Raw genomic sequence first — 17,893 nt, 5'->3', positions numbered from 1 at the left:
AGAAGGGCTGTTCCCGATCGGTGGGACAGCCCTTTCTCGTGAGATTATAAATAGTAGAAACAGGTAAGAATGATCGAGAAGACAATCAGTCCAGTGCCCGACGTGAGAAAAAGCGAGGTTCCGACTCGCACGAATGACTCTTTCTTTTCCTCGAAAGCAAAGTCGTTTGCCTGAACGATGTCACTGTCCATCATGCGCGGCTTGCGAAAGAACATCCCTTTCAGCTGTTTGAATCCCCGTAGAAATATAGTGAAAAATCCAGAGCGTGTAACGACGGCAATACTCCCAACGATCAATAGGAAAAGACCGATTAAAAAGCTCTGGTTAATCAATGGAACCAACGTACCTGCTTGAATGGTAATTCCTAAAATCACACTGCTGATCACCGAGAGAGCGAGTAGTAGAATGAGCCATTTTTTCAACGAAGAAGCACGTCCTTTTTATAGTGTGGGTGCAATGCGCTCTGCTTCCCGCAAAAAAGCTCGAACGGCAGGTGGGGCTTCACGAAGCGAGCGTACAGCCAAGCCGATTTGGCGAGAGAGAGGCGGTGTGATTTCTATGACAGCGACATCGGGTAGTTGCGCTGGTAGAGTCAGTGACGGAACGACTGTCACCCCAACACCGCTTTCTACCATTGCGAGTATCGTTGTATTATCCGCGATTTCATAGGAAACATTTGGCGTAAGCCCAGTCTTGGCAAACTCCGCGCCTATCAACAAGTGACAACCAGCCATGGGCATGAGAAACGATTCGCTGGCTAATTGCTCCAAGGTAAGAGAGGGCTCTTTTGCCAGAGGATGATGGGCTGGCACGACAGCATGCAGGGCGTCTGTCATCAGTAGAATTCCCTCTAGCTCGTCATCGGGCCACACATGAAAACCGACATCGACAACCCCAGAGCGAACCCATTCTTTTATTTCTTGATAGCTTCCTTCATATAGCTTTGTTTGCATATGCGGATAGCGACTCTGTATGGACTTCAGCAATTTTGGCAGGAGCTGAGCGGTTACGCTGGGAAAAGAAGCAATACGGAGCGTTGCCTCCAAATGCTCGCTTGATTCGGCAGCTACCTGTTTAATCAACGAGACGTTTTCCAATATGGTCCGAGCAGAGGCGACGATTTTTTCGCCAGCTGCGGTCAGCTTAACACCGCCACGATTTCGGATGAACAAGGAAATACCAAGCTCTTTCTCCAGTGCGCCGATGGTATGACTCACTCCTGACTGGCTCAATCCGATTTGTTCTCCAGCTCGCGTGAAATTACCAGCGTTCGTGACAGCCACAAGGACTTCCATTTGAAACAAAGTCATGGAGCTCCTCCTTTCATGAAGTTTTTATCATGGTTGGTATGCGAAAGCTTCATTTTACAGCGCGGTTGCATCACTTTAAGATGAAAAGCAAGAGAAGCATTCGTTTAACAAAAGGAGAGAAATAACCATGAATCATGTGAGCGTATACCATGTGGACGCCTTTACGAGAGAGCCATTTGCAGGCAATCCCGCAGGCGTCATCCCGGAAGCAGGTACTTTGACTTTACAACAAATGCAGAAAATTGCCAATGAGTTGAATCTTCCTGAGTCTGCATTTTTGATGCCGTCTGACCATCCAGAAGCAGATTTTCGTATTCGCTACTTTTCTCCTTCGGTTGAGATCAATTTCTGCGGCCATGCGACAGTGGGTTCTGCTTGGCTATTGGCAACAGAGCGCGGATGGTTGGAAAAGGGTAGCCGTATTGTGTTTGAGACCAACGTCGGGTTGATACCTGTTCAATTGGTGATGGAAGATGGTCAGTTACAGCGAGTGGAAATGACCCAAATCAAGCCTTCTGTGAAGGAGATTGATTTAGACAGAGAAGAGGTAGCGAGGCTGGTAGGTATAACACCTGCTGATCTGGACGATCGCTATCCGATGAAGCTCGCTTCCACTGGCAATATGCATCTACTCGTTCCAGTCCGCACCCGACAGGCGATTGATGCAGCGCAGCCACTGCTCTCAACGCTCGCAGAAATGAACAGGGAACACAGCATCACAACCACCCATTTGTTTACGTGGGATGCTCAAGAAGGCTATGACTTGTATACGAGGGATTTTGCGCCTGCGATCGGAATTGCGGAAGATCCCGTAACAGGTGCTGCAAACGGGGCACTGGCTGGCTATCTGGCATTGGAAGAAAGACTGCCTGCTGGAAAAGTGACACAGCTTGTCGTAGGGCAAGGACATGCGATTGGTCGACCAGGAAAGCTGTATGTAACGGTTGATCGATCTGGAGAGGAGCCTGTTATTCGTGTAGCAGGTGAGGCGCATTTGACGATTGCGGGGCAGATATGTGGGTTAACACAATCGAGACAGAAATAGAGATTATGATGTATGCAAAAAAGAGTTAAACCTCAAGCGAGTAGTAAAATACTTGTTTGGGGTTTCTTTTTCTCACCAAAATCTTTTCTACCAACAAACATATTTGAAACATAAAACAATGACAAAACTAGAATATTATGGTATTTTCTCTGTAAAAATATGTTACGCCTCTCGTATTATCTCGAGTCGCATGGAAGGGGATCGATAGATTTGCTCATAGCCTTAAACATGATCTTTCTACTTTTCTTTGCCTTTATATTGGCAAAACTTCTCACCCTATTAAAACAAACCCAGAGTCAGGTCCATCACTTCCACCCTTTCATCCCGGAAACAGGACCAGCAATCGGCACCAAACTACAATCACTACCTTTCCGCACGCTAAACGGCCAAGAGCAACAACTAAACCATTTGCCCCGCCCACTGATCGTAAACTTCACACATACAGGCTGCGGGCACTGTGCCAATCATGTGCACGAACTATTGTCAGAGGGAGGGGTACTCACAGATGCATCCGTTATCATCTCAACAGAATCCGAGCACATATCGACTGCCCAATGGCTGCGAGAAAACAACATATCCGGCATCCCTGTATTGATTGGCAACGAACCGATGCTTGAAACCTACCAGATCAATCATTTCCCAAGCGTTTTTGTGATCGACGAACAGGACGTCATTCGTGCCAAACCAATAACCGCCGTGGAAACCAAAAATAAGCTCCTGGCGCTAGCAGGTGAGGCAGTATGACGCGTTCCTATTTTACAAAAACGGTTCGATTGATTTGGGCACATGGCAAGCTATGGCTCATTTGTTCCATTGCCCTCAGAATCATCCTGGCATTTTCCCCGTTGGCTACGATCTGGATCATGAAAGAAATGGTGAACGAGGTTACAGCCATTGCGTTAGATCAGACGGATAATTACCAGCCATTGCTATGGCTGCTTGCGGGATTGTTTTCCGTGACGCTGGTGACCAATGCGTTGGAAACGGTCTTGCGCATTCTCGATGCCCATACGGAGCAACGACTGGAATATCATTTGGAGCATATGGTAGCAAAGAAGGCAGCATCTGTTCCGCTCTCTTATTTCGATGATCCGGAATTTTACAATCACCATCACCGCATCCGGGCAGAGGCAATGGGGGAACGCTTTCTGGACCCAGTGGAAAGGGTGTTGGATCTCGGGAAAAATCTGATTACTCTGATTTCCTATGCGGTGTTTTTGCTTAGCATTCACTGGGGATTGGCAGTGATGAGCTTGCTAGCCGTGATTCCGCTGCTCATTGTCCAAATCAAATTTGGTATGTCGGAATACTTTCTCGCAAGGCTCCAGACGCCAGAGATACGCGAAGCTTCTTATATCAGTTCAATCCTGAATGAGCGCGACAGCTCCAAAGAGGTCCGACTGTTTCAGCTAAAGGACTTTTTGCTAGGCAGATGGTCTCGCCTGTATTTGAAAAATATGAAAGAGGTACTTCGTCTGCTCCACCGCAGGGAAAAAGCACTGATTCTCTCAGGGATTTTTACCTCCTCGATGTATATTGGCTGCTTGGGATTGGTCGTATCGCTACTTCGTGCGAGCGCCCTGAAGGTAGGGGATTTTGTAGCCATTGCACAAGCGGTACAGAATACGCAGCAGCTACTTTCGCTCATGACCTTTAACCTCGCACATATCGTCAACAGATGCTTGTACATCGCTGATCTGTTTGACTTTCTGGAATATGAGGATAAAACGATTCCGCAGCTCACTGGAAAAGCTGAGTTTCCCACGAAGCTGCAATCTGGTATTACGTTTGATCGGGTTTCGTTTTGCTATCCCAAAATGGAGCGCAATGTGATCAATGAAGTTTCCTTTACGATCAAGCCGGGGGAGCGTATTGCGATTGTTGGCGATAATGGCTCAGGAAAAACGACGCTCGTCAAATGCTTAATGGGGCTTTATCCGATCCATTCGGGTAATATTCTGTTCGACAAACAGTCGATTCATGAGCTCGATATTTCCGACCTGCAACGAAATATTACGGTCATTTTCCAAGACTTCATTCGGTACAATTTCACTGCTGGAGAGAACATCACCATTGGGAGAGTGACGCAGGAAATCAATCCCGCGCAGATGAGGCAAGTAGCGGTTGAAACCGGTGCAGATACCTTTATTCGCAAGCTTCCCAGTGGATACGATACGATTTTGGGTCGGACGCTACAGGACGGCGAAGACCTGTCAGGCGGACAGTGGCAGAAGATCGCGTTGGCGCGGGCTTTATACAGAAGAGGAGAAATTTTTATTCTGGACGAGCCTACGGCTGCACTTGATCCGCAGGCAGAGCTGGAAGTATTTCAGCAGTTTGATTCTCTCACACAGAACAAGACGGCGATTTTTATTTCCCATCGGATGGCTGCAGCACGAATGGCGGATCGGATTTTTGTCATGAAGCAAGGTCAGCTGATCGAAGTAGGGCATCATGATGAGCTAATGGATGCAAACGGAGAATATTCGCGTATGTACCGCATGCAGGCGAAATGGTTTGCGTAACGTAGGAGGGGTGTTATGGAAGAGCTTGGTCTGCTGTTTCGGCTGATTCTCGCCTTTTTATTTCTCAGCACGTTTGTATCAAAAATAAGCGATATGGGCATGCATTTGTCCATTGTGCGCGCCTATCAGATCATACCTTATTCGTGGTCAAAAAGCTTTACGTATATGGATCTGGTGCTGCAAGCCGCTGTAGCGATTTCCTTGTTGATCGGTCTTTTTACAACGCTGGGACTGTCCTTGGCGGTTTTGTTGCTGGGGGCGTACACACTTGCGATAAGTATCAATCTAGCAAGAGGCAGAAAGAAGATTTCATGCGGATGCGGCGGAATGGCGGGAAACCATTTTTTATCGTGGAAGCTCGTTTTACGTAACCTTGTATTCATCAGTATGGCCGTCTATGTAGGTCAATGGAGCGGGGGCTGGGCGAGTGTTGACCATTATTTATTATCTGGCAATTTCGGAATTGCTAACTGGGTAATCGCTATCTTCTTTTCGAGTGTGTGCATCTCACTGCTCATGGCTATTAGCGGAGAAATCAGTACGTTCCAACATATTTTGCGAAAAAGGCAGGGATGAACATGTCTACAGGCTGGGTGATTGGGTTTGCGGTATTATGGGTGACGGTCATTGCGATTTTGGTTGTCCTGTTTCAAGTATTAAAGGTACTCGGGACATTCATTAACAAAATGGAAGCAGCAGAAGAGAATAGTAGAAGAAGCGACAAAAATATTACTTCTTGAAATTTCAGAAAACGCTTTCAATTTTCATATAAGTATTGTATTATATTCCTGTGGATACAGATTATGTAAAAAAGAGGTGATAAGCATGTTCAAGAAATTACTTCAAAAGCTCGGAGCAAGTGCGTTTGCAGGATGCCAAAAAGGGTGCGTAAGAAATGGCCCTTTGTGTGAATGCCCTTGGTAGTTTTTCAGGCAAATAAGTAGAGCAAGACTGTCTCGCAAGTAGAGAATTCTACTACAGGAGACAGTCTTGTTTTTTGAACAAACGAAAATTAACGTTGTAAATCCAAATGAAGCAAAGGAAACGGCCTTCCCGAACCATCCAGTTCAGATCGTCCTGTTTGCACAAACCCATACCGTTTGTAGAAAGCGTGAGCCCCTTCGTTTTGCTCGTTGACATCTACTTTCAGATTAGGGCCATACTTGCGTTCCGCATGTTCGAGTAATCTGCTGCCAATCCCTTTTCCGTGGTATTCTGGATCAACGAACAGCATTTCAATTTTCGTTCCATCGAGGCCAATAAAGCCTACAGGCTCTTTCTTTTCGTTTACTTCCATCCATACCTCAACGGCAGATAGTGCTTCATTTTTTACCATGTTTTTATAAAACTCAATATCTTCTTGCGTCAAAAAATGGTGAGTATGGCAAACAGCACGATACCAAATATCCACTAATTGATCCCGATAGATGTCTTCATAAATGACAATTTTTTTATCCATGATGAACCTCCCGATTCAAATTAATAAACAAATGCAAGAGCGCTCTTGAGAGCTTATTATATAGAGTCGCTAGGAACTTTCCTATGGTGTTCACAGCTTTTCTATCCTCCCGGAATAATCTGATAATTAACAGGAAGGAAGGGGGCGGGGGAACCCTACCTCGCCACAATCCCCCCAGGCACCTCCAAATACTCTCTCTTCTCCACGAACAGCGGCTCTACAACCCCAAACTCATGCTTTAACTGCTTCATTTTCTCCTGAGCCTCCGCTTCCGTCCGATAGTACCCCGCCTCGACAAAGTATCCACCTTGCTTGTCCTTCAAAACCCGCATATTGTCCGCGACCAGCAGAGATTCCTCCATAGCCCCGAGCGTCTCTCCATACGGCACGGAAGCAGTGCGCACCGCGTACACAGGCTGCTGCTTTTCTGGCGATACTTCTACTGGCGAAATCGTAATCACAACCTGTGCGGGTTCCTTATACTCTTTCACTTCATAAGCAATCGCTTCTTTAAAAGTCACATTAAACCGCACCAGAGAATCGTCCAATGAAATGATCTCGTAGGCGTCTTCGATATACGGGCTTTGCTTCAATGTCTCGAAATCTTTGACAGCCGAAAATCTTCTCGCACCGCCAACAGCAAACGTCATCGTATTCGGATATTCTGTAAAACTTACGTGGAAGGAGCTGGCGTTCTGCTGTACCTCATTATCCTGGGTAAAGTTCAAGATGATGCTTTCCTGGTCTCCTTGCTTCTGTACGGTAATGAAGCTAACATCTACGGCATCCTGAGGAGTACCGCCGCCTGCACTGCCTTTATTGAATTGTAATATTTTCACCAGCTTACCCAGACCAGGTACGTTTTCCAAAGCACTTGCAAATGCGGGCATCGTGTTCACGCTGACCGTGAAAAGAACAAAAACAGCGGCTGCGCTTACGCCAGCGTGCTTTACCCAACGCGTTCTTGCTTTCACGCGTTTTCGATGCAGCTTGCCACGTTCGATGGCTTGCTCGGTGACTGCCGCCAACTCTTCGGGAATTTCAATATCGTGATAGGCTTGTTTATAATCGTCCAGCTTTTTATCCAAGAGATTCACGCTCCCCAATATTCACTTTCAATTTCTCCAGTCCGCGGTAAATGATCGACTTTACGGAACTGAGGGGTATGTCTAGCACATCGGCAATGTCCTTGATGGGCATGTCTTCGAAATATCTCAGCATAATGACCGTTCGGGATTTTTCATCGAGTTGGCCCAAGGCATCATGCAAGTCAATGACATCTTCCCGCGGTTTCTGCTCGTAGCTGCCTTCATGTTCTTTATCCATATAAACGACTTTTTTTGCTTTGCGTATGTGATCCAAGGCGCAGTTGACGGCGATTTTGGTCAGCCAGGTTTGAAAGTATTGCGGTTGCCTCAATTTGTGTACGGAGATAAAGGCGCGGTAGACTGTCTCCTGCACAATTTCCAGCGCGTCTTCCTTGTTTCGCACATAAGTAAAAGCCATGCGATATATTTTTTCTCTATTCTTTTGGATCAGAAGAGTAAAGCTGTCTTCATCACCGGAAATGGCTCTTTGTGCCAGTTCAGTTTGATTCACGATGCTGCACACCCTCCTTACTGAATACGTTAGGTTCTTCCTTACTTCTCGAAAATAATCCCGCAGCGCGAGACACACTGCGGGAGCGTAGATCCTTTTTATCCTTGCTGCAATGGAAGTACCATTTTATTTTTCATTTCGCCGCTTTCTTGATCGATTTCAAACAGTTCGAGGGTGCTTGGCTTATTTTTAGATAGATTGCTCAGCGGAATGACAATCTCCTGAGAGAATTCACCCCATTCCGGGCCGCCTTTCGATGCTGTTCCAAAGCCTTTGGCAATTACTTGTTCGCCTTGCTTCACGGCATATTGATAGGTGCCTTCGAAAACACTAGCTTCGCCGGATACTTTGTACACGACAGATGTTGCCGCAAGCTTCAGGTTACGAAATACGTTATTGTTTTTTACTTTATCGGAGCTATCTAATGGAATGGAAAGCTTGTTGATGATCGCGCCGTTCTCTTGGTTGATTTCAAACATCTCGAGCATCAATGGCTCGTTTCCGATCAGTTCGCTTGTTGGAATCTTAATCGTTTGCGCAAAAGTTCCCCATTCCGGGCCACCTTTTGAAGCTGTGCCGAATCCTTTTGCCAAGATGTGCTTCCCTTGCTTGACTGCGTATTGATATGTTCCTTCAAAAACACTTGCTTCCCCTTGTAAGGTGTACAGTAGAGCAGGCTCCGCTAGTTTGATATTCCGGAACATAGTTTGCTTGGCAGCTTCGTTTGCTTTTGTTTCTTGCTGGGTGGTTACTGGGATAGCAGCTTGGTTAGCCCAAGTAGTGCCGAGAGCTCCAGCAAAAACAGAGCAAGTCAAAATAGAAGCAGCAAATACAGTGATGGTTTTTTTATTCATGGTATGTCTCTCCCTTATATGGCATATGGCCGTCATGGTTGATTGTTTTTAGTTGTAGCTTCATGAAGTTTACATGGGTTAGACGGGGGAGGGATGCAAAAAGACGCAACAGATTTTATGGAAAAAAACAGAAAAAAGGTTGCGAGTGGGGAGGTGGATCATATCATGCTACACACCTGTCCGACGGCTACCGCATTTGGTAGGTTACCTACTGGAATGGAAGTGATAATGGTGTTGGTTATGGTATTGATGACGGATACGTTATTACTAAGGTTATTAGGTACATATACTTTTCTTGCATCAGGAGTAAGATCTGCATCACTAGGTGAATTCCCGACTCCCTTCGTAATGGTAGTAATGACAGTATTGAATGTAGGAGAGTCCGGGTCTGCATCTATGACGGAGATCGTATTATCACCAGAATTTAGCACATAGACACTAGTCCCAACAGGTGTGCGTCCAATTCCCACGCCAGCAGGTCCAACGCCAACTTGTATGGTGATGACTGTATTGGTTGCTGTATCGATGACGGAAACGGTATTACCGAGGTTGTCGAGAGTACCTGAATTCGTCACATAAGCGTACACACGACAAGCATCGATGGAACTGATCGCACAAATCGGGATCATACGTGTGCCAAAATCCCCAGTAAGAATCACACTGCCTTTATCGACTCGGAAGACACTTCCTTGTATGGAGTCACAACAACCCGAGAGAGTCAGGGAAATAAACTGTCCTTGTAGTCGCTTCAGTTTCTTCCGTAAATCTTGAAAGTTAGTTTGTGCTACCTGATTCAGATGGCACGGTGAATTTTTCAACCTTCATTTCCACTTTCTCTGCTTCGATCTTGATTTCATCTGCATATAGCTTGTCTTTGACTGCACCTTTTTCTGGATCGTTCCGTTCATTCGCCATAGCATAGCTCCTCTTTTTTTGCATGATAATTCCAATCTATGAAGGAATCTATGGATCTGAAAGGGATAGATGACAAGCTGCATACGCACAATGTTAATAACTGAATATTAAAAATGTTATCGTCAATTGAAATCAGATTAGGCTATACTATTCTTGTGTAAAAATCTTCTAATTTAGTGGGGGCGGAAAGAATGAAAAAACTCGTTTCTCTGGCAGTCGTTGCAAGTATTGCGATCCCGTTACTGAGTCCGACTTTTGTCCAACATGCTGCTGCAAACCCTATTCATGACTATCGTAACGAAGTTCAGGTCAACCAGTTCCGCCCACATGGGGGAGATAAGCAGGAAGTAAATGATTTCATCGCGTCCTTGGTGAAGCAACGATCCAAACCTGCTGAGGTAGCAAAGCTGGTAGCAGGTGACTCCATGACGAATTTTGCGATGAAAACCTATGTGGAAGGATTGGCGAAATACAAAAACATTCAGGTGATCGAAGCAAAAGTGGACAAGCTGTACACCGTCACGAAAGAGGATGCCTACAATAACTACCGCGCGATTGTGAAATTTAAATACGTCGGGTATACCGCAGATAACAAGGCCATTGAAAAAACGGATTATCTTGGCTTGGCCAGACTCGGGACAGACCCGGTGAACTGGAAGGCGTGGGGCGTCATTTGGCAGGACTCTGGCATCGATGTGTCAGATGTGAAGCTGATTCAGTTGGAGAAGCCGCGCAAAGGCGAAGAAATATGCGTGATCACGACTGATGCCGGTGTGATCAAGCTGAGACTGTTCCCGAACAAAGCTCCAAAAGCGGTGGAAAACTTTAAGACTCTGGCGAAAAAAGGGCAATACAACAATATGATATTTCACCGTGTGATCAACGATTTCATGATTCAGGCAGGAGATTTGAAAGGGCCGGATGGGAAGGAGCTGCCGAGTATTTACGGAGAGTCTTTTGAGGACGAGTTTAGCCGAGATCTGTTCAACTTCAGAGGAGCGCTCAGTATGGGGAACGCGGGACCAAATACGAACAGCACACATTTCTATATTGTACAGAGCCCCAAGGTAGATCAGGAGTATCTCGATTTGTCGGCGCTGCCGTTGAATGCAGAAGCGAAGTATAAAGAAATTGGCGGACGAGCTTACCTCGACAATCGCCACACTGTTTTTGGTCATGTATTTTCCGGGATGGAAGTCGTAGACAAGATCGCTGCCCAGAAAACAGATGAGAACGCCAAGCCCATCCAAAATCCGGTCAAGGTGCAAAAGATCGAATTTGTTCCGTATAACGAATAAGTTTAGCCAGCAAAAACCCCCTCTCATTCCTGTCATTTGGGATGACGAGGGGGTTTGTCAATGAAGGGGAGATACAAGTTAATACGGCTCCCAGCGCAGTTTTCGTGCTTTCTCGAATCGCTCTTCCACATAGGGCCAGTTGACGATATTCCACCAGTTTTCTACATACTTGTCTCGCTGGTTTTGATACGCCAGGAAATAGGCATGCTCCCATACGTCCAGAGCCAGTAGCGGAATCACATCCCATTGTGACAGGTTCTGGTGCTTTTCTGCTGTTAGAATCTCTAGATGATGTGCTCGCGGGGACCAAACGAGGATTGCCCACCCAGGACCTTCTACCTTTTCTGCCGCCTGACTAAATTGTCTCTTAAAGGCGTCATACGAACCGAAATACCGATCGATTGCCGCTGCGAGATCACCGGAGGGAGTGCCACCCCCATTTGGACTCATGGATGGCCAAAAGATCGTATGCAAGTAATGACCGGCCCCATTAAAGGCTAGCTCGCGTGCCCAATGGCGTACGAGATCGAAGTTGCCACTTTCTCGCGCCTCTGCCAGCTTCCGCTCTGCTGTATTGAGATCGTCTACATACTTTTGGTGTAGCTTGTTGTGATGGATTTGCATGGTAGCTTCATCGATGTATGGCTCCAAAGCGTTGTAGGCATAAGGGAGCGGCGGGAGGGTATGTCGGCCGACAGCCACGGGGCGTGCCGCACGGACTGGCTCACGTGCACCGGGATAGGAAACGGGTTCTGGCTCTACAGGCACTTGTACTTCTTCCGCCACCGCTGGCTGTGCATTCATTGATTCCTGAACAGGTTCCCTCACCTCCCCTTCCAGATGCTCATCTTCACTCAACTGAGCCAGTCGTAAAAAGTGATGGAATTGCTCCTGCACCTGTTCTGCGCGAGTGATGAGGGCAGGGAGTTCGTCGCTTTCTATTGTCGAATCAAGCTTCGATGCTTGCCTTCCGATCACTGTAAATGTTTCTTCGAATTTGTGCAGATGCCGTTCGAGTTCTCGGTTGAGGGTCTTATGTCTTCGCAAATGCTCGATCCATTGTCGGCCCCATTGGCTCCAGTCCAACAAATTCTTGGCTTCTTCTACCAAAAGATTCTCCTCCTCGTGGGCACATCATCTCTCCCCACAATATGAAAGGCGCCTAGAGAAGGTGCGACATTTGCGAGTACAAGAAATTTCATCTCCGCATATGGTAGTAGCACAAATGTTTGAGTGGTATGCTGTACTATATTCATTTCAACAGGGGAGACACATTAGCATGAGTAGAGAACGAGCGATTGCCGTTATTGATTCAGGAGTGGGAGGATTAACTGTTGCGAAGGAAGTCATGCGTCAGCTACCCGAAGAACGGATTGTTTATGTAGGCGATAATGCCCGTTGTCCGTATGGCTCCAAATCGCCGGAAGAGATTCGTGCCTACAGCTTTCAAATGATCGAATATGTGATGCGTACACCGTTAAAAGCATTGGTGATCGCCTGTAATACTGCTACTGCCGTCGTGCTGGAGGAAGCGATGGAGGATTTGCCACTGCCCGTCATTGGGGTGATTGAGCCAGGGGCACGTGCGGCTGTACAAGTGACGAAAAACGGAAGGGTCGGTGTCATCGGGACAGAAACGACTATTCGTACCAAGGCGTATGAGCGTGCGCTTTTACGGATTCAACCGGATCTGTACGTCTCAGGCATGGCTTGTCCCGCATTTGTGCCACTGGTGGAGAGCCACATGGCGAACTCGGAGGAAGCAAGAAGAGTCGTAAAAGAAACGCTCGCCCCGTTCTTGCACGAAGATTTGGACACGTTAATTTTGGGTTGTACACACTATCCATTGCTCGCACCGGTCATTTCGGAAGTGATGGGAGATCGAGTACGCTTGATCAACTCCGCAGAAGAGACAGCGCGAGAATTGTCCATGCAAATTGCGACGGACGCCGAAAGCAAGCAAATAGAGCGTCCGGAACATCTGTTTGTGACGAGTGGGGACGCCCACAAATTCCGGACCATTGCAGAAGAATGGCTGGATTGCAAAGTGAACGTCCAGCACAACTCATTGGAAAAAACCGTCCATCCCTGATGGAAGACCTTGTCTAGCGAGACAAACTTTCAACGCATAAACCCAAGCCTAGCTCGTATACATGGTAGTACAAAGTGTCTGGAGGAGGCTGGGGTAATGAAGATAAGGCACATCGGGAAAATGACGGCCGTGCTGGGGGTTAGCGCAGTGCTTTTGTCGGGCTGCGGTCTCTTTGGCCCGGAAAAGGAAACGATTCGTATTGATGCACCACCACAGTCAGAGGTATCAGTTGATTTGCCAAACGGCACGCCGACCCCGGATGCTGCAAAAGAAGGTGCACAACCGGTCGTTCAGGAGACTGGAGAGAGAATGGTGTATTTGCAGGATGCTAACGGATACATCGTTCCTGTCTCGATGACTCTTCCGAAATCAGAAGGTCCTGCCAAACAAGTATTGAGCTACATGGTAAAAGGTGGTCCGGTAGAGAGCATGCTCCAGGGTGGCTTCTCCGCTGTCTTGCCGAAAGGGACAGAAGTAAAAGGACTTGTCATCAAAAATGGCGTAGCGACTGTCGATTTTTCCAAAGACTTCAAAACGTACGAGGAAAAAGACGAGAAGAAAATTGTCGATGCAGTCACTCGGGCGTTGACGGAATTTAGCAACGTCAAGACTGTGCAAATTTGGGTGAACGGAACACCGTTGACGGAAATGCCAGCAGCCAAAACACCGATAACGCTATTAGACCGGAATCAAGGAGTCAATCTCGAATTGGGCGATGGGGCGGTACCAGGAGATACCTCCAGCATAACGGTTTATTTCCAAGGACAGCTAGATGATACACGTACGTATTATGTCCCAGTCACTCGTCTGGTTCCTGAAACGGCTGACATCGCCAAGGCAACCGTTGAAGAGTTGATCAAAGGACCGAAACAAGGGTCTCAGCTCTTTAGTTCCTTGCTGCGTACGACACGTGTTCTGGATGTGAAGCAGGAAAAAGAGTTGGTGACAGTCAATTTGAGCAGTGACATCCTCAAGTATGACGATGGTAAGGAAGCGAGCCCAGAAGCTCTGCAATCGCTGGTCTTGTCATTGACAGAAACGACAGGAGCCAAGCAAGTGCAGCTGCTGGTGGAAGGAAAACCGCTAGCCAGTGGTGAGTTTACCAAGCCAGTGAGCCGTCCAGTTCAACTCAATCCCATACAGCTGTAAGGAACGAGCCACGCCCGTATTAACGAGCGTGGTTTTTGTTCGCCACTTGCTTGCTGCCACCAGAGCTTACAGTTCTCCAGCCGCCAATGAGCAACCGATGTCTGCTTGAAATTTTTATTCAAGAATATTTGCAATTAACGTAAATAAGGAAGAGGCGTTTGTGCAGTGGCAGATCGTTTCCCGCCTCTGGTATAATGAGCGGAGTGTAACAAAGTGATTTAGGAGGAACTTGGAATGAGAGTGGATGGCCGTGCCCATGATCAATTGCGTCCTGTAACCATTACGCGCAATTACATTAAACACGCAGAAGGATCGTGCCTAATTGAAGTCGGAGACACAAAGGTGATTTGTACGGCGACTTTGGAGGACCGGGTGCCGCCTTTTATGCGTGGTGGCGGGAAGGGCTGGATCACAGCCGAGTATTCCATGCTTCCCCGAGCAACAGCGACCCGCAACGCGCGTGAGTCGTCCAAAGGAAAAGTCGGTGGACGAACAATGGAGATTCAGCGTCTGATTGGACGTGCTCTGCGCTCCGTTGTGAACCTTGAAGCAATGGGTGAACGCACTATTTGGCTGGATTGCGATGTCATTCAGGCAGACGGAGGTACGCGGACAGCTTCGATTACCGGAGCCTTCGTGGCAATGGTAGACGCGATGCAAAAGCTGGTGGATAGTGGCACCTGGAAGCAGCTGCCGCTCAATGACTTCCTGGCAGCGACCTCAGTAGGGGTTGTCGGCGAGGAAGCAGTGCTCGATCTCAACTACAAAGAAGATTCTACAGCGATTGTCGACATGAATGTCGTCATGACGGGAAAAGGAAAGTTTGTCGAGCTGCAAGGAACAGGGGAGGATGCTCCGTTTTCGCCTGAACAGCTACAAGAAATGATTGCCCTTGCAAAAGTCGGCATTGACAACTTGATTAACAGTCAAAAAGAGGCGCTCGCTGATGTTTCGCTCTCTTTTGCACAATCAGTAGCGGAGGAAAGTCATGCCTAATCGAAAAAAAGTCGTTCTTGCAACACGTAACCAAGGAAAAGTGAAAGAATTCAACAGGCTGTTCGCAGATGCTGGCTGGGAAGGAATTAGCCTCGCTGAATTTGACGGTGTGCCCGAGGTAGTAGAAGACAAGGACACCTTCGAAGGAAACGCGCTGAAAAAAGCAATCGAAATCTCTACATACTTGAAAATGCCAGCCCTCGGTGACGATTCTGGTCTGGAAGTAGATGCGCTGGAAGGACGCCCAGGGGTTTACTCCGCACGCTTTGCCGGGGAAGAGGCAACAGACGAGCAGAATTGGCGTAAATTGTTGAAAGAGCTGGAAGAGGTGTCGACAGAGGAACGCACAGCTCGCTTTCGTTGTACGTTGGCGTTGGTGATTCCTGGCGAGGAGCCAATCATTGCCACTGGTGCTTGTGAGGGTGTGATCGCGCGTGAGCCAAAAGGGACAAACGGCTTCGGATACGATCCGGTATTCTACATTCCATCGATGGACAAAATGATGGCTGAACTCATGCCAGAAGAAAAGAACCAGATCAGCCACCGCGCTCGTGCCATGCAGCAACTGCTTGAAAACATCAAGTAGACAAGAGAGAAAACAGGAGAGTGAGGCGTGATGGGAATTCTCATCATGAGCGATAGCCACGGCTTGGTTCAGGAAGTCAGCCAGGTCGTCAACCGACATCATGTCGAAAAAATTTTGCATTGTGGCGATTTTTGTGTCGACCATAAGCGCGAGCCGTTTTCCAACATGACGCTTGTCCGAGGCAATTGCGATTCGACACAAGAGGTGCCGACTGAGCAAGAGACCGAATGGCGCGACCTTCACATCCTGCAAACGCACGGGCATCTTTTCGGAGTGAAAGGCTCTCTTCTGCGCCTTCATTACCGTGCAGAAGAGGTAGGAGCAAATGTAGTTGTATTCGGTCACTCTCATGTACCTGTCTGTGGCGTCGAGAGAGACATCTTGTTTCTGAATCCGGGCAGCTTGCAAATGCCGCGAGGTTTTCACGTACCGACATATGCTCTTTTAGAAGAGACAGGAACGAGTCCGACAGAAGTTTACATATCCGTGGCGTTTTATGATCATTTAGGCAACCCGGTTCCACAATTGGGAGGGAACTATTCTGTTCGTCGACCAACGAGGTCTTCTTGAAAACTAAAAGATTTGTGCTATACTAGAATGGTTATAATGGCTAGAATATTATCATCCGAGCCTGCGAAGATACCATGGCGCGGCTGGCGATGTTCTGTTGATTCGATTTAGGAGGGGAAGTTTACGTGGCAGCAAATTGGGAAAAGGTAGAGAATAACCAGGGAGTCCTGACGATTGAAGTAGATGCTACGCAAGTAGACGCAGCATTGGATCAAGCGTTTAAAAAAGTGGTTCAAAAAGTTCAAGTTCCAGGATTCCGTAAAGGAAAAGTACCACGCAAAATGTTCGAATCCCGTTTTGGTGTAGAATCTCTGTACCAAGACGCTCTTGACATTCTGCTTCCAACTGCATACGGACAAGCTGTTCGTGAAGCTGGTATCGAACCAGTAGATCGTCCAGAAGTAGACGTTACGCAAATGGAACAAGGGAAAAACCTGATCTTCAAAGCGACTGTAACTGTGAAGCCTGAAGTGAAGCTGGGCGACTACAAAGGTCTGTCCATCGAAGATAAAGACTTCTCTGTAACTGAAGAGAGCGTTGACGCTGAACTGAAGCGTATGCAAGAGCGTCATGCTGAACTCGTAGCAGTAGAAGAAGGCGCAGCACAAACAGGCGATATCGCTGTAATCGATTTCGAAGGCTTCCAAGACGGAGTAGCTTTTGAAGGCGGTAAAGCGGAAGATTACTCTCTGGAACTGGGTTCCGGTACTTTCATCGCAGGGTTCGAAGAGCAACTGGCTGGCTTGAACATCGGCGAAGAAAAAGAAATTACCGTAACTTTCCCTGAAGAGTACCACTCTCCTAACCTCGCTGGTAAAGAAGCGGTATTCCAAGTGAAGCTGAACAGCCTGAAGCGCAAAAACCTGCCTGCTTTGGATGATGAGTTTGCCAAAGACGTGAGCGAGTTCGACACGCTGGAAGAGCTGAAAGCAGACACCAAGAAAAAACTCGAAGAAAAAACAGCGCAAGAAAAAGATCAATATGTTCGTGAGCAACTCGTTCTGAAAGCAGCTGAAAACGCTGAGATCGATTTGCCAGCAGTAATGGTTGAGCATGAATTGGATCAAATGGTAAATGAATTTGGTCAACGTCTGCAATACCAAGGCATGACGCTGGAACTGTACTACCAGTTCTCTGGCATGGATGAGAGCCAACTGCGTGATCAATTGCGTGCAGACGCAACATCCCGCGTTCGCACTTCCTTGACTTTGGAAGCAATCGGCAAAGCAGAAAACATCGAAGCAACAGAAGAAGATGTAACTGCAGAACTCGAGAAACTGGCTGGCGTATACGGCCGCCCAGCAGACGAGTTGCGCAAAATCTTCTCCGCACAAGATGGCATGGCTGCTCTGTACCGCGATGTGCAAACTCGCAAAACAGTAGATTTGCTGGTTGCAGAAAGCAAAGTAACAGCATAAGCTTAGAAGAACGCATGATTGGTCAGTGGGCAGGCTAACCCTGAGCGCTGGCTGTCAAGACCACAAGGCACGAGTGT

At 47.4% G+C, this 17,893-nt stretch carries 21 protein-coding genes; 12 read left to right on the top strand and 9 right to left on the bottom strand.

The window, feature by feature from the left end; all coding sequences use genetic code 11:
- Nucleotides 1-44: 44 nt before the first annotated feature.
- Both POF51_RS21810 and POF51_RS21805 read right to left on the bottom strand, forming a co-directional pair.
- Nucleotides 45-422 (bottom strand): DUF3899 domain-containing protein, encoded by a 378-nt coding sequence (locus POF51_RS21810; RefSeq protein WP_069850649.1) that lies wholly within the window; start codon nucleotides 420-422, stop codon nucleotides 45-47.
- A gap of 18 nt (nucleotides 423-440) precedes the next feature.
- Nucleotides 441-1,310: a LysR family transcriptional regulator gene (locus POF51_RS21805; RefSeq protein WP_069850647.1), complete on the bottom strand. Its 870-nt coding sequence runs from the start codon at nucleotides 1,308-1,310 to the stop codon at nucleotides 441-443.
- A gap of 127 nt (nucleotides 1,311-1,437) precedes the next feature.
- On the opposite strand from POF51_RS21805, the gene POF51_RS21800 reads away from it, so the two are divergent.
- The 5 genes from POF51_RS21800 to POF51_RS21780 all read left to right on the top strand — a co-directional run bounded on the left by POF51_RS21800 (nucleotide 1,438) and on the right by POF51_RS21780 (nucleotide 5,620).
- Entirely contained in the window at nucleotides 1,438-2,355 is a 918-nt protein-coding gene (locus POF51_RS21800; RefSeq protein WP_069850645.1) for a PhzF family phenazine biosynthesis protein, read from the top strand.
- Nucleotides 2,356-2,565: 210 nt separating this feature from the next.
- Complete coding sequence (locus tag POF51_RS21795) at nucleotides 2,566-3,099, top strand: TlpA family protein disulfide reductase (RefSeq protein ID WP_271756050.1); 534 nt, start codon at nucleotides 2,566-2,568, stop codon at nucleotides 3,097-3,099.
- Entirely contained in the window at nucleotides 3,096-4,880 is a 1,785-nt protein-coding gene (locus tag POF51_RS21790) for an ABC transporter ATP-binding protein (protein ID WP_069850640.1), read from the top strand. Before POF51_RS21795 ends, POF51_RS21790 begins: the two co-directional genes overlap by 4 nt.
- Nucleotides 4,881-4,895: 15 nt before the next feature.
- A complete protein-coding gene (locus POF51_RS21785) occupies nucleotides 4,896-5,456 on the top strand; it encodes a MauE/DoxX family redox-associated membrane protein (protein WP_271756047.1) in 561 nt (186 codons plus the stop codon).
- 2 nt (nucleotides 5,457-5,458) lie between these two features.
- Nucleotides 5,459-5,620, top strand: a complete 162-nt coding sequence (locus POF51_RS21780; RefSeq protein ID WP_167403182.1) for a hypothetical protein — start codon at nucleotides 5,459-5,461, stop codon at nucleotides 5,618-5,620.
- Nucleotides 5,621-5,892: 272 nt separating this feature from the next.
- Here the strand turns inward: POF51_RS21780 and POF51_RS21775 are convergent, their stop codons facing one another.
- From POF51_RS21775 to POF51_RS21750, 6 genes are all read right to left on the bottom strand, one after another.
- Nucleotides 5,893-6,339, bottom strand: coding sequence for an acetyltransferase (locus POF51_RS21775; RefSeq protein WP_069850635.1), 447 nt, complete (start codon nucleotides 6,337-6,339; stop codon nucleotides 5,893-5,895).
- Nucleotides 6,340-6,494: 155 nt separating this feature from the next.
- Nucleotides 6,495-7,436 carry a DUF4179 domain-containing protein gene (locus POF51_RS21770; RefSeq protein ID WP_244521804.1) on the bottom strand — a complete coding sequence of 314 codons (942 nt, stop codon included), beginning with the start codon at nucleotides 7,434-7,436 and terminating at the stop codon, nucleotides 6,495-6,497.
- The gene (locus POF51_RS21765) at nucleotides 7,420-7,938 is read right to left on the bottom strand and encodes a sigma-70 family RNA polymerase sigma factor (RefSeq protein WP_069850631.1); all 519 of its coding nucleotides are present in this window, start codon (nucleotides 7,936-7,938) and stop codon (nucleotides 7,420-7,422) included. Before POF51_RS21765 ends, POF51_RS21770 begins: the two co-directional genes overlap by 17 nt.
- A gap of 98 nt (nucleotides 7,939-8,036) precedes the next feature.
- Nucleotides 8,037-8,792 (bottom strand): Gmad2 immunoglobulin-like domain-containing protein, encoded by a 756-nt coding sequence (locus POF51_RS21760; protein WP_069850628.1) that lies wholly within the window; start codon nucleotides 8,790-8,792, stop codon nucleotides 8,037-8,039.
- Nucleotides 8,793-8,950: 158 nt separating this feature from the next.
- Entirely contained in the window at nucleotides 8,951-9,610 is a 660-nt protein-coding gene (locus POF51_RS21755; RefSeq protein WP_271756045.1) for a YncE family protein, read from the bottom strand.
- Entirely contained in the window at nucleotides 9,567-9,707 is a 141-nt protein-coding gene (locus POF51_RS21750; RefSeq protein WP_271756044.1) for a hypothetical protein, read from the bottom strand. Before POF51_RS21750 ends, POF51_RS21755 begins: the two co-directional genes overlap by 44 nt.
- A 191-nt stretch (nucleotides 9,708-9,898) precedes the next feature.
- Here POF51_RS21750 and POF51_RS21745 point away from each other — a divergent pair, with 191 nt between their 5' ends.
- Complete coding sequence (locus tag POF51_RS21745; protein WP_083261702.1) at nucleotides 9,899-11,005, top strand: peptidylprolyl isomerase; 1,107 nt, start codon at nucleotides 9,899-9,901, stop codon at nucleotides 11,003-11,005.
- A gap of 78 nt (nucleotides 11,006-11,083) precedes the next feature.
- On the opposite strand, the gene POF51_RS21740 is transcribed toward POF51_RS21745, so the two are convergent.
- Nucleotides 11,084-12,115, bottom strand: coding sequence for a superoxide dismutase (locus POF51_RS21740; RefSeq protein WP_069850622.1), 1,032 nt, complete (start codon nucleotides 12,113-12,115; stop codon nucleotides 11,084-11,086).
- Between the two features lie 169 nt (nucleotides 12,116-12,284).
- On the opposite strand from POF51_RS21740, the gene racE reads away from it, so the two are divergent.
- The 6 genes from racE to tig all read left to right on the top strand — a co-directional run bounded on the left by racE (nucleotide 12,285) and on the right by tig (nucleotide 17,816).
- Nucleotides 12,285-13,097, top strand: a complete 813-nt coding sequence (gene racE, locus POF51_RS21735) for a glutamate racemase (protein ID WP_069850620.1) — start codon at nucleotides 12,285-12,287, stop codon at nucleotides 13,095-13,097.
- 96 nt (nucleotides 13,098-13,193) lie between these two features.
- Entirely contained in the window at nucleotides 13,194-14,246 is a 1,053-nt protein-coding gene (locus tag POF51_RS21730; RefSeq protein ID WP_069850618.1) for a GerMN domain-containing protein, read from the top strand.
- 234 nt (nucleotides 14,247-14,480) lie between these two features.
- On the top strand, nucleotides 14,481-15,242 hold the full coding sequence (rph, locus tag POF51_RS21725; RefSeq protein WP_017247492.1) for a ribonuclease PH: 762 nt from the start codon (nucleotides 14,481-14,483) through the stop codon (nucleotides 15,240-15,242).
- Nucleotides 15,235-15,828 carry an XTP/dITP diphosphatase gene (locus POF51_RS21720; RefSeq protein ID WP_069850616.1) on the top strand — a complete coding sequence of 198 codons (594 nt, stop codon included), beginning with the start codon at nucleotides 15,235-15,237 and terminating at the stop codon, nucleotides 15,826-15,828. The genes rph and POF51_RS21720 overlap by 8 nt, the downstream gene beginning before the upstream one ends.
- A 30-nt stretch (nucleotides 15,829-15,858) precedes the next feature.
- Nucleotides 15,859-16,398 carry a metallophosphoesterase family protein gene (locus POF51_RS21715; protein WP_069850613.1) on the top strand — a complete coding sequence of 180 codons (540 nt, stop codon included), beginning with the start codon at nucleotides 15,859-15,861 and terminating at the stop codon, nucleotides 16,396-16,398.
- Between the two features lie 125 nt (nucleotides 16,399-16,523).
- Nucleotides 16,524-17,816 (top strand): trigger factor, encoded by a 1,293-nt coding sequence (gene tig / locus POF51_RS21710; RefSeq protein ID WP_069850611.1) that lies wholly within the window; start codon nucleotides 16,524-16,526, stop codon nucleotides 17,814-17,816.
- Nucleotides 17,817-17,893: the final 77 nt, after the last annotated feature.

It is taken from the genome of Brevibacillus sp. AG, from assembly GCF_028369215.1.
Classification (GTDB): Bacteria; Bacillota; Bacilli; order Brevibacillales; family Brevibacillaceae; genus Brevibacillus; species Brevibacillus porteri.
Note: the sequence above shows the minus strand (reverse complement) of the source record. Positions and strands in the feature narration are given on the sequence as shown.